General features: G+C 43.4%; 10 protein-coding genes. 3 read left to right on the top strand and 7 right to left on the bottom strand.

The window, feature by feature from the left end; genetic code table 11:
• Positions 1-543: 543 nt before the first annotated feature.
• Positions 544-1,647, top strand: a complete 1,104-nt coding sequence (locus ACIGBM_RS03775) for a PhoH family protein (protein ID WP_201547628.1) — start codon at positions 544-546, stop codon at positions 1,645-1,647.
• A gap of 317 nt (positions 1,648-1,964) precedes the next feature.
• On the top strand, positions 1,965-2,564 hold the full coding sequence (gene ybeY / locus ACIGBM_RS03770) for an rRNA maturation RNase YbeY (protein WP_397476809.1): 600 nt from the start codon (positions 1,965-1,967) through the stop codon (positions 2,562-2,564).
• 49 nt (positions 2,565-2,613) lie between these two features.
• Here ybeY and ACIGBM_RS03765 read toward each other — a convergent pair whose 3' ends face one another.
• Together ACIGBM_RS03765 and ACIGBM_RS03760 are read right to left on the bottom strand one after the other, a co-directional pair.
• Positions 2,614-3,489 carry a mechanosensitive ion channel family protein gene (locus ACIGBM_RS03765; protein ID WP_101206253.1) on the bottom strand — a complete coding sequence of 292 codons (876 nt, stop codon included), beginning with the start codon at positions 3,487-3,489 and terminating at the stop codon, positions 2,614-2,616.
• Between the two features lie 190 nt (positions 3,490-3,679).
• Positions 3,680-4,567: a TonB family protein gene (locus ACIGBM_RS03760; RefSeq protein ID WP_397476808.1), complete on the bottom strand. Its 888-nt coding sequence runs from the start codon at positions 4,565-4,567 to the stop codon at positions 3,680-3,682.
• A 581-nt stretch (positions 4,568-5,148) separates the two neighbouring features.
• Here ACIGBM_RS03760 and ACIGBM_RS03755 point away from each other — a divergent pair.
• Entirely contained in the window at positions 5,149-5,928 is a 780-nt protein-coding gene (locus ACIGBM_RS03755; RefSeq protein ID WP_227676866.1) for a hypothetical protein, read from the top strand.
• A gap of 108 nt (positions 5,929-6,036) precedes the next feature.
• Here the strand turns inward: ACIGBM_RS03755 and ACIGBM_RS03750 are convergent, their stop codons facing one another.
• From ACIGBM_RS03750 to nuoK, 5 genes are all read right to left on the bottom strand, one after another.
• On the bottom strand, positions 6,037-6,864 hold the full coding sequence (locus ACIGBM_RS03750) for a ferredoxin--NADP reductase (protein WP_397476807.1): 828 nt from the start codon (positions 6,862-6,864) through the stop codon (positions 6,037-6,039).
• A 194-nt stretch (positions 6,865-7,058) separates the two neighbouring features.
• Positions 7,059-8,537, bottom strand: a complete 1,479-nt coding sequence (locus tag ACIGBM_RS03745; protein WP_102091037.1) for an NADH-quinone oxidoreductase subunit N — start codon at positions 8,535-8,537, stop codon at positions 7,059-7,061.
• Between the two features lie 3 nt (positions 8,538-8,540).
• The gene (gene nuoM, locus ACIGBM_RS03740; RefSeq protein WP_341608817.1) at positions 8,541-10,166 is read right to left on the bottom strand and encodes an NADH-quinone oxidoreductase subunit M; all 1,626 of its coding nucleotides are present in this window, start codon (positions 10,164-10,166) and stop codon (positions 8,541-8,543) included.
• A 3-nt stretch (positions 10,167-10,169) separates the two neighbouring features.
• Positions 10,170-12,044, bottom strand: a complete 1,875-nt coding sequence (nuoL, locus tag ACIGBM_RS03735; RefSeq protein WP_397476806.1) for an NADH-quinone oxidoreductase subunit L — start codon at positions 12,042-12,044, stop codon at positions 10,170-10,172.
• Between the two features lie 4 nt (positions 12,045-12,048).
• On the bottom strand, positions 12,049-12,357 hold the full coding sequence (nuoK, locus tag ACIGBM_RS03730) for an NADH-quinone oxidoreductase subunit NuoK (RefSeq protein WP_025653102.1): 309 nt from the start codon (positions 12,355-12,357) through the stop codon (positions 12,049-12,051).
• Positions 12,358-12,410 lie beyond the last annotated feature (53 nt).

Here is a 12,410-nt window from a genome sequence, read left to right as displayed (position 1 = left end):
TCGTCACTGACGTTATTTTATAATTTTTATCATGTCGCTGCTGTTATTAGATGGGTTGCAGCAAACTATGGTATCGCCCATAGATTACCACAAATTGTCTATTCTGCCGTGGTCTTAACCGTAGACAAATCGTTTCTTTACTCTCATCATAAACGAGGTTTATATTCATAAAACTCAAAAACCTCAATCTTATTAAAGCGCCATCATAAGATGGGTAGCGATGAATTATATAGAACTGATAGCAACATCTAGTCAATCTATAGAAAATTGCTGAAGCAGTTGCAATCTGCATACAAAAACAGCGCTATCTATCTGATGTATGGCTTGAAATTTAAAAATTCTCTACCATAATGAAGGCAAGACTTTTCATTATTTTCATTTACGACCTCCCACAAAAATAACAATAATAACGCCGTCATTTTTATCATCTACAATCTTTGCATCACCTAAACACTATAATTCCACTAACTATTTTATCTCTGCAACCCGCCACGCAATTAAAACCAAATCATAGCGTCGGGTACACAATAAAAGGATAATCGCTTGACTGATTCCATGAGCCGCCGTATAAAGTTTGAATCATTGACCCCAGCACAGCTAAAAACCGTGCTTGGTGAATACAACAATCACATGAAATATATCCAAGAACGCCTCGATATTAAAATTATGCAGCGCCAAGGCGATTTTTGCCTGAGTGGCGATGTGACCAATGTCGAACGCGGTGAACGTATTATCTACAAAATGGTAGATGAAGCACAGAACACCAAAGACATCAGTGCAGAAGAGCTGCATCTCATCATCCAATCTAGTCTCTCTCGTGATGAAGACATGGAAGAAGACGAGCAAGATCACGATGACATGGAATATGATGAAGATTTGGATGAGGCTAGCGAATTTACGCCCATCAGTTTACGTACACGTAAAGGTCGCATCGTTCCGCGTGGTGGCAACCAACAGCGCTATGTGAAAAACGTCCTGAGCTCTGACGTGTCATTTGGTATTGGGCCAGCTGGTACGGGTAAAACGTATCTAGCGGTGGCATGTGCCGTCGATATGCTTGAGCGTAATGAGATTGAGCGTATTTTGCTAGTGCGTCCAGCAGTAGAAGCTGGCGAAAAACTGGGCTTCTTGCCAGGTGATTTGACCCAAAAAATCGATCCGTACTTACGCCCGCTATATGACGCACTCTATGAGATGATAGGCTTTGAAAAAGTCGGTAAAATGATTGAGCGTCAGATTATCGAAGTGGCACCGCTTGCTTATATGCGCGGTCGTACTTTGAATAACTCGTTTGTCATTCTAGATGAAGCGCAGAACACCACGCCTGAACAGATGAAAATGTTTTTGACGCGTTTGGGCTTTGGCTCACGTGCCGTCATCACTGGGGATATTACTCAGGTCGATTTGCCACGTGGTCACAAATCAGGCTTGGCACAAGCAATGGATATTCTAAAGGATATCGAAGAGATTCATATCACAAAGTTTGACTCAAAAGACGTGGTACGCCATCAATTGGTACAACAAATTGTTGAAGCCTATGACGTATTTGATGAAGAACAAATGGCTTTAGAAGAAAAACGTAAGTTTGAACGTATTAAAGAACAAGAGCGTAGACAAGCCGTCGCTAATGCAGCAGCCAATCTGTAATAATTAAGCTAATCACTGAATTACAGTCATTTGCTATAAACAGTTATATTGCATAAGAAAACCGGATTACTAAAAGTAGTCCGGTTTTTTCTTACCAACAGTTTATTGAATTTAGCTCTTTCGCTACTAGTCGCCTACCAGTAACTTAGCTATAGTAGCCTCTATACATTTTATACATGGGCCTCTATTTATTAGCCAAAAATTTAGCGATGAAAGACAATAATTAAGCTACTTTTATATTAAAAGAGCTGACAAATAAATCACCTAGACGATGCAGCATTAGAAACACATTTATTTATAATAAAAAGGACAGCAATATGAGCCAACCTGACAATACTCATTTCGACGACAAGATTGCTAGCAACCATGCCAGCTTAGCAGCACTTGATATCAGTGCGACCGACAGTATTGAAGATGAAATATTAGATACTTTTTATAATCGCGAGCATTTACTATCAGTCATGATGGCGACTTTAGATTATATAGACGGTCGTATTAATAATAGTCTGACCCTACCCTATTTTGCAGATATCGATCCTGAGCTATGGCAGGAAAAATCTAAAACTCTAGATATATATATTACTGATGACGTCGAAGGCCGTGCTTTAAATCTAGAAGCACGTGGTAAGGACTATGCGACCAACATTTTGTCTTATCCAAGCGAATTACCTGCTGCTGTCATTGAGCTGATGCCAACATTGCCTCTTGGAGAGCTGATTATCTGTCATGAAGTGATGGTACGTGAAGCGGCTGAACAGGACAAAACCGTGGCGCAGCACATCAGCCATTTGCTAGTGCATGGCGTGCTACACCTACTGGGTTTTGATCATGAGCTCGGACAAGCTGAGCAAGATGAGATGGAGCATTTTGAAGTTGAGATTTTGGCAGGTCTAAACCTACCAAACCCTTATATCTAAACTAGCACTGCTTTATTAAACAGTCTTCTAACTCTTAGACAGCTACTCATTAATCTTTAGTTAATGGTAGCTTTTGCGCTTGACCCATCTGATTAATCATATGATCCAAGCCTTTAACATGGACACTGCGCTGCGGGAATGGAATCTCAATCTTTTCATCATCTAGAGCTTGCTTGAATTGCTCTAGTAGCTCGCATTGCATCGACCACCAGTCGGCATTGGTTGTCCAAACGTTTAAGGTAAGATCTACTGAATTATCGCCTAGATTGGTCACTCGTACGATAGGCTCAGGATCAGTGAAAGCCAATGGGTTGTTTCTTGCCAGACTCAACATCACGTCTTTAGCCGTTTTGATATCAGCATCGTAGCCAATACCGACCGTGATATCGACGCGGCGATTGGGTAGCGCTGTATAATTGACCACAGGTGAAGTCGTGATATCGCTATTAGGAATGATGATATCGTGATTGTTAATGGTCGTCAGATGGGTATTAACCAAAGTAATCTCAGTCACCGTACCTGTGTAGCTACTAATCTGTACATAATCGCCGCGTACAAACGGGCGAAATGTCACAATCATAATACCAGCGGCAAAATTCGATAGCTGGTCTTTTAGTGACAAACCGACGGCAACAGCGGCACCACCTAAGATCGCGACGACCGACGTAGTCTGTACACCGACTTTGCTAAGTGCGGCTAAAATCACCACGACCAGTAGTACGCCATACAATAGACGACTTAGAAAACTAGCAACTGTCTCATCCAGATGGCTACGCGTCATCAGTCGATCGGAAAAAGCGACTGCCTTTTTGGCAAGCCAACGTCCAACGATAAATATAAGTATTGCTAAAGCGACTTTAATGACTAGCTCTAGGGCATTGCTCGTTAAGGTAGCAACATCTACGGTAAAACCTAAAAATTCCATACTGACTCTTTATTTTATAGCTGTGTGTTATGAACTTGGGTATCTTTAATGGTAAAAAATAGTGCGTTGAACGTTATTCTTAACAGTTGTGTTTTTAGCGATATTTTTTCAGCAACTTTATTTTTAGTAACTTTGATTTCAGTAGCTTTTTTCTTAGCACCGGTCTTCTTAGTGCATGAATACGTTGACCTTAGTACGTTACTTCGACTGTATCACTATAGCGGTAAGTACGTATCAAGCGCAGCTCGACGATATCGCTCATGTCTTCGGTGAATTTACCAAAAGGTGCAGCTTGTCGTACCGACTGCTTGGCCGCTTCATCTAATATCGTAGAGTTTGAGCTTTCAAGCAAACGAATGGCTTTAATATTACCGTCGTTACTGATGATAACCATAAGGCGTACTTCACCCGTAATGCCTTGGGCGCGCGCTTGTACAGGATAGTGCAAGTTACCCACTCGCTCGACATGCTCGCGGAACGTATTGATATAATCTGCTGCCGCACCCCGTGTGGTCGAGTTACTATCCATCGTCACGACTTTGGATTTGGTCGCGTAGACCTGCTGACGCTGAGATAGCTGAGCTTCTAAGGTTGCAATCTGCTTACGTAGCCGCTCTTCTTGTGCCATCGCATCATCTTGCGCTTGCTCGCTGTCATTATCCGACTCTACAGTAGCCTGACGCCAACTCAACGTCGTGCGTAGGTAGCTTTCTTGATAACGCTGCTGACGCACTTTACGCTGTAAGTTAACGATGTCTTGAGTCTCACTTATTTGCTCAGCAGACATTGCACTTAGCTGATTGTTCTCTTGTCTTAGCTGCTCTTCTATTGTACCGCCGCCCTCTTGTGAAGCGTTGGCAATAAAGTGTGCATCTTCATTGGGCTGCATGTTATCGGTCAGCGCCTTTGCCACATCTTGCATCATAGCAGCTGGGTCTTTTCCCATAGAAAAGCTAATCCCGAAGATAATCAGCACATGGACAGCCACCGCAATAACAATAGCGACAGGCAAACTTATATCGCGCTTGGGAGCTTGCGCGGAAAAATGATAGCTCTGTGAGTCTTTTATATAGGTCACAATGAATCTCAGCTTGTGAGCACATCAGTACAAAGCACTATTTAACAAGTGTTGTAACGATAGGCATGATTTATACTGGCGCTATCATAACATGACATAGAATTATGTCGCCAGTATAAGCACTGAGACGGCATTTTGACATCTGCCATGCAGTATTGGTAACCTTATCCGCTGATTGAAAAACGTGCATTTAAGAATATATAAGGCAGACGAAACACTGTCTATACCAAATGAATTGCTATAAAACGCATGTGTTCATTTTGAAGCCACTGTATTTGTTATATACTGCTTTATCACAATAGAATTAGTAGCACGATACTTTGCAACAATCAAAACTGTGCATCGTCTTGATTAGGCACGGCAGATGATCAAGCAGCACAATAAGTGCAGATTTACTGTGCACTAGTATCAGAGGTCAGTTTTTCGCTTTTGCTACCTATCAGTATAAAAATTACTAATAGTCGTAGATATTCAGAAATTATAGATAATTAGCATTCGTTTAAATTAACGATAGCCTGCAAAGTTTGTTTAGCCATTTTTACGTCACCGATTGGATGACGCGCCCTATAAGGATAATAAGTTTGAGTGACTTTGATAACGTGAATAATTCAGACAATTTTGATGAGTTCTTCGAGAGTATTGGCTATCGTTTTGACGAGTCATTCGGCAGTGGTTGGGAGCGTATCGCCCAATCGGTTAAAGATATCTATAATAAGACGACGGACAAGTTCGAAGATGAGTTGTCATTGCCAGTGGCACAGACTTACGTTAACGATGCATTACAAACATTCGTCACCGACAATGTAAAAGCCATTTTAGAGCTACGCGTCGAGATGCATGATGATTGGTTTCGTTTGTACTGCACTGTCAATGCAGGCGGCATCTATGCTGAGGTGGCAAGTAACTTTAGCCTAGTTCACGTCCAACTCGATCGCAATGTGCAGCGCTTTGTGTTTGGTCAGCAAACTTATACCGATATATTAAATCTGCGCTGCGAATCTTTTGTGAAACGCCAAGGCGTCAAACTAGCGATTTGGTTTTATCATAGCGTCCTCAAAAAAGATCCTTTGGGCTTTATTCTGTCGTACGTCAATATTGCTCGCGCAAAAGACGAAGTGATTTATCTCGATATCCATCGTTGGTTAAAAAACAATAAGAAAATCATGAGTACCTTGCATAAGGTACAGATAAATTATGGCGAGCTAGAAGAAGAGCAAATGATCTTGAAGGCTCAAATCAACTATCGTGATTTACTGGCGGCCAGCAGTAACGAAGATATCATCGGTGATGATGACGATCCTGAATTGATGCAAGGTCCTATCAACCCTGTAGACGATGCGACTGAGCCAAGCCAAGAGTAAGTCGCTAATTTTTTATCCCATAAGACAATGTTTTATCCCATAAAAAAACGCTGCATCTTAGAGGTTATTGGCCTTATAGATGCAGCGTTTTTTTATTGAAGTCGATAACTACCAGTAGTTCTCTACGGCAATATTACCCTCACCGCGGCGATTCATCACCAGTCCCAATGTCTTTAACGCCTCTTTAGTATCTTCTACCATATCTGGGTTACCGCATAGCATGACATGTGTAGTATCAATATCTAATGCGATACCTGCGCGCGCTTGCAACGTACCCTCTAGTAGTAGCTTCGGCAGACGCTCTGACAATGCATCTTCGACAGGCTCACGAGTGACGATTGGGATAAAGATAAGCTTTGCTGGATTATCAACCAGCGTACCGAAGTCTTCTTGAAGGTTCTCGATTTTCTCAACGTACGCAAGTTCATCGAGCGAACGTGCGCTATAAGCCAATACAATGTGCTCGTAATCTTCCCATGTCTTTAAATCTTGCAGCATTGACAAAAACGGTGCTAAGCCAGTGCCTGTTGCCAGCAGCCATAAGTCTTTTGGCAATGGTTTTTGGTAACGTGCTAACGTCAAAAACCCAAATGGCATGGTATTAAGCAGTAGCTCATCGCCCACTTGTAAATGCTGCAATTGCGAGGTAAATGCACCGTCAGGAATTACGATAGAGAAAAACTCTATCACCTCATCAAAGGGCGAAGAGACTATCGAATACGCGCGAAAGACATCTTCATTCAATGCGGCATCAGCAGTTTCATCACTTGCATCAGTCTGTTGATAATATTTTAATTGACTAGGATTGACGCCCAAACGTACAAACTGCCCCGCTGTAAACTTAAAACTATCGGGACGACTGACGGTAAAGCTAAATAAATTTGGCGTCCATGTGGTTTTACTGAGCACCGTTACGGTTTGAATATTATCACTCATAATTATTCGTCACTTATACTTTATTAAACTGTATTTTTATAAGATACCTTTGGTAGGCAAAAGAAGATAAATACCAAAAAGGTAAGCATAAAAAAAGATGCGCCAAGCTTATCATAAAGCTGGCGCATCTTGGTTTTTTAACCGTAACAACAGATAGATCGTAGCGACTTATCTGCCGTATTGACTCAGCGACATTACCAAATACGAGCCAAACTTGCCCACTCAATCATACTATTTGGCAAGATACCAAAGAATAGAATAATCGCAGTCACAGCAATGACCATGATACCACCGGTACGAATACCCCATTGCCCAGACACGTCAAACTCGATGAACTGCTTAGGACGTTTGAACAGCGTGAGTAAAACGCGTAAGTAGTAGAATAGACCAATCGCACTACCCAAGATAATCATCGCAGCCAAGAACCAGTTGGTACCTTGTACTGCAGCTAAGATAGCAAATAGCTTGGTGATAAAGCCTGCCGTCAACGGAATACCAGCCAATGACAACATCATGATGGTCATGACAGCGGTCAATACTGGACGGCGCCAGAATAGCCCTTGATAATGGGTCAACTCATCGGCTTCACCAGATAAGCGATACGGACTCGACATCAACGTCACTACGCCAAAGGCACCGATAGAGGTAAAGGCATAAACCGCCATATACATACTAGAGATACTATCAGCGGCTGAACCAATGCTAACAATTACGATCATCACATAACCCATATGAGCAATAGATGAGTAACCGAGTAGACGTTTCAGGCTAGTTTGACGTACTGCCAATAAGTTACCTACCAAGATAGATAAAGTAGCCATGACCATCAATAGCATTTGCACTGATGGCAATGCCAGCAAAGCAGTATCGATTAAGAAACGCACAGCTAGTGCCATCATCGCCACTTTTGATACTGATGCTAAAAAGGTAGCGATAGGCGCTGGTGCACCTTCATAAACATCTGGCGTCCACATATGGAAAGGAGCAGCCGATAGTTTAAAGGCGATACCAAACATCATCATTGCCGCGCCCAATATCAGTAGTGGCGACTCAAAGATATTGCCTAGTACCATGCTGATTGGCTTAAACGCTAGTGAGCCTACTTCTGCATAGATAAAGGCCATACCCATTAGTAACGTCGCTGATGCAGTCGCCGACAATACCAAATACTTCAATCCCGACTCAAGCGACTGGTTGCGCATATAAGTATAAGCAAGCAAACCATATAACGGTACTGACAGCATCTCTAAGCTCATAAAGAATGACGCCATATGCTGCGCGCTTACCATGAGCAGTGCACCAATGGTCGATAGCAGCATGAGCAAATACAGCTCTTCTTTATTGTCTTTTAGGTTAGCTAAATACGCATAAGACAGCGTACAACAAGCCAAGGCACAGATAAAAATCACCACCATATTAAACTGAGCAAAGTTATCAATAACAAATAACTGCTCAGCGTTTGGCGCGATAGATCCGCTTTCAATCACACCGATCATCTGCCCGATAAGGGTAAATAGACCAATGTTTAAGCCTGCCACTGTAATCGTACCAGTGACCATGTGCGAGCGTTTAAAGGTAATCGCGATCATAACCGTCAATACCGTAATCACTACGGCGATAATCGGCGCGTAAGGCAACAATCCTATCAAATCATTCATCGTAATATCATTCATGACTTAACGTGCCTCCATTACATCAAGCAGCTGCGACGCATCTACCTGTGTCACTTGACTGTATATATATGCGTTATTGATCCACTGCATTGCGTGACTTGAGGTATCAAGGAACGGCTGTGGGTACAGTCCGAGCCATACCAAACCAGCGGCTAACATCAGTAGTAATGACAGCTCGCGCTTGCCCAAATCTTTTAATTTACGTGCAGGTAAGCCATGTGACTTAGTCTCTCGCTCTGCCAATGCGGCAATGTTGTTTTCACCAAATAGTGCGCGATGAATCAAAATCAACGAGTAAAGACCTGCTAATACCAAACTGAATGTCGCAAAAACAACGAATACTGGGTATTGAGCAAATGAGCCAAATAAAATCATGAACTCGCCAATGAAGTTACCCGTACCTGGAATACCTAGCAGCGCGGCACAGAAGAACATCAATATCGGCGCGTAGTAGCGGAACTGCCCCCACATACCACCCATCAAGGTCAAATCGCGTGTATGCAGACGCTCATATAGCTGTCCTGCCATGATGAATAGTGCGGCTGAACTCAAACCATGAGCAAGCATCTGAATCATCAGACCTTGTAAGCTGAGTAATGTTCCAGCATAGATTGCTAGTACCACAAAACCCATGTGCGAGATACTGGTATACGCCAGCAAACGCTTCATGTCAGTCTGCATAAATGCAAGCCATGCACCGTAGAAGATACCAATCGTACCTAAGGTAATCGCTATCGGCGCAAACTCTTGTGACGCTGCTGGAAATAGCGGCAACACAAAACGAATCAAACCATATGCAGCAGTCTTAATTAGTACACCTGCCAAATCCACCGAACCTGCCGTTGGTGCCTGCGCATGCGCATCTGGCAACCAACCGTGGAAAGGAATGATTGGCAACTTCACCGCAAAGCCAATGAAGAAGCACAGCATGATTGGATATTCCCAGCCGCCAAGTGACGTACCGAGCAAGTCATTATAGTTAAAGCTCACTACCCCTTTTTGGGCATAGCTGATAATGACCAATACCAAAATACCGATGAGCATGATAAGCCCAGACGCTTGGGTATAGATAAAGAACTTGGTTGCGGCGTATTCTTTGGTTTTGCCAACCACATCATGACCCCAAATCGCGATCAAGAAGTAGATAGGAACCAGCATCATCTCCCAAAAGAAGAAGAATAAGAATAGGTCAATCGCTAAGAAAACACCAATAACGCCGCCTAAACTCCATAGTAAGTTCAGGTGGAAAAAGCCAACGCGGCGCTGAATCTCATTCCACGAACAAGCAACAGCTGCCACACCAAGTAAGCCTGTTAGAGCTACCATCATCAGTGACAAACCATCTAGTGCTAAGTGAAAACTAATACCAAAACTTGGTATCCACGGCACACTAAATTCTGCTACCCAAGGCACTGCAGCATCTGGTGCAATGACCTGCTTACTCATACCGCTAAAATCGCCCTGCTGCCAAAGTACCAACGACAAAGCAAAGGTCAACATCATACCGATCAAGGCAATCCAGCGCGGCAGACGTTTATTAAATCGCTCTACCACCCAGCATAGCAATCCTGCAATAAAAGGAATTGCAATTAATGCTGGCAGCATCCACGTTTGTTGTAACTCAATCATCTTTTACACCACCGTCATCATTACCAGCACCAGCAATACAGCCATACCCAAGCCAAAGCTTGTGGCATAACCTCGAAGAGACCCTGTTTGCGTCGCAGACAATACTTTATTACCTGCTGAGGCCAGCTTAGGTAACAGCAACCACGTTTTATCGATAGGGTCGGCTTTTAATAAGCGGCCGATGAATAAAAAGGGTTTTACAAAAATTACATCATATAGCGCGTCGAAACCTAGGCCATGATAGCACCAGTGATATAGCGCCCCACCAATACGTGAACGCTTAAAGCTAGTGAGCAAGCGACCTTTGTTGACGACATATAACAGTGCGGCCAATATCAAACCTGCTGCCATGGCACCCATCGCGATATATTCTGCGGTGTGCTTAGCATGTGCTTGACCTGCGACTTCTAATAGATGACCAACGCTCTCTGGCAATACACCATCTAATGGCGGTGTAATCCAAGCACCAACGGCTGTAGATAGCACTAGCAACACGGTCAAAGGCAACCAATACGACACCCCTGATAGCTTGTTCGCATGGGTTTTTTCTTCACCAAAGAAGATGATCCAAATCATACGGAACGTATAAATTGCGGTTAAGAAAGCACCGAATACACCCATATAGAATAGTACTAAGTGACCTGTGGCATACGTCTCCCAAAGAATTGCTTCTTTAGAATAAAAACCAACGGTAACCCAAGGTATGGCAGCAAGTGCACCGCCGCCGACGATATAACACCAAAATACCAATGGGATCTTTTTGCGCAGACCGCCCATCTTAAAGATATCTTGCTCGTGATGTACCGCAAGGATGACCGCACCTGATGATAAGAACAGCAATGCTTTAAAGAAAGCATGGGTCATCAAATGGAAGATTGCCCCTTGCCACGCGCCTACGCCAAGTGCTAAGAACATATAGCCAATTTGACTCATGGTCGAATAAGCAAGGATACGTTTGATGTCTGTTTGCGCGAGCGCACAGAATCCAGCAACGACCAATGTCAATGCCCCTACGCCGCCAACCCAATACAACAAAATACCTGGAGTCAGCTCAAACAAAGGATGTAAACGAGCAATCAGATAAACACCTGCCGTCACCATTGTTGCCGCGTGAATCAATGCCGATACGGGTGTTGGGCCTGCCATCGCATCAGCAAGCCATGTATGTAGTGGCAACTGCGCTGACTTACCCATCGCGCCGCCGACCAACATCATCGTTGTAAGCATCATCGTTGGGTTATTTACATCGAATACTTCTGGCGCGCGCGTAATAATTTCTTGAATATTAAGCGTACCGAATTCACGGAACAATAAGAACAAACCAAAGGCTAAGAACACATCACCGACACGAGTAACGGTAAAGGCTTTCATCGCAGCACGGCCGTTGGCTCTGTCATGGTAATAATAACCAATCAATAGGTAAGAACAGATACCCACGCCTTCCCAACCGAGATATAGCAGAAATAAGTCATCTGCGAGTACCAATAACAACATACTGGCAACGAACAAATTCATATAGCTAAAGAAACGAGCAAAGCCAGTGTCGCCTTTCATATACCAAGAGGCAAACAGATGAATCAAAAAGCCAATCCCAGTAATGACGCCTGTCATGGTCAATGCAAGACCATCAAAGCTCAAACCGAAATGTGGGGCAAAATCGCCAACTTGGAACCACGTCCATAGCGGAACCTCAATTACCGTTCCAGCTGGATTGGTGGTCAAAAAGGTATAGCTAACCACTAGCGTGCATAGTGCTGATAACAGCATGCTACCCACGCCAACAATCGCTGCGACCGTCTCTGATAATTTGTCGCGCATAAAGGCTAAAATCAAAAAGCCAATGAGCGGGAATATAAAGGTTAATGGTAATAAACTCATGACATCATCCTTTCATCTCATTGGCGCTATCGACATCGAGATGCCCACGCTGATGATAAAAACGCAATAATATTGCCAGACCAATTGACGCTTCAGCCGCGGCCAAGGTCAAAATAAAGATAAACATAATCTGTCCGTCTGGATCGACCCAGCGACTACCTGCCACTACAAATGCTAGTGCTGCCGCATTCATCATGATCTCAAGGCTCATTAGCATAAATAAGAAGTTACGTCGTACCATGACGCCGCACAGACCGATGGCAAATAAAATGCCTGCCAAAATCAGTCCATGGCTCATGGGTATCATACCCAGTACATTTTGCGCCTCAGCAACTGGCTGTACTAAGCCTGCCACTTCATGGGCAA

It is taken from the genome of Psychrobacter sp. NPDC077938 (assembly GCF_044542635.1).
Taxonomy (GTDB): domain Bacteria; phylum Pseudomonadota; class Gammaproteobacteria; order Pseudomonadales; family Moraxellaceae; genus Psychrobacter.
Note: the sequence above shows the minus strand (reverse complement) of the source record. Positions and strands in the feature narration are given on the sequence as shown.

Bases quoted from the DNA above. Each gene is read 5' to 3' on its own strand.
- ybeY (WP_397476809.1), top strand. From the start codon at position 1,965: ATGAGCCAACCTGACAATACTCATTTCGACGACAAGATTGCTAGCAAC.
- ACIGBM_RS03765 (WP_101206253.1), bottom strand. From the start codon at position 3,489: ATGGAATTTTTAGGTTTTACCGTAGATGTTGCTACCTTAACGAGCAAT.
- ACIGBM_RS03750 (WP_397476807.1), bottom strand. From the start codon at position 6,864: ATGAGTGATAATATTCAAACCGTAACGGTGCTCAGTAAAACCACATGG.
- ACIGBM_RS03745 (WP_102091037.1), bottom strand. From the start codon at position 8,537: ATGAATGATATTACGATGAATGATTTGATAGGATTGTTGCCTTACGCG.
- nuoM (WP_341608817.1), bottom strand. From the start codon at position 10,166: ATGATTGAGTTACAACAAACGTGGATGCTGCCAGCATTAATTGCAATT.
- nuoL (WP_397476806.1), bottom strand. From the start codon at position 12,044: ATGAGTTTATTACCATTAACCTTTATATTCCCGCTCATTGGCTTTTTG.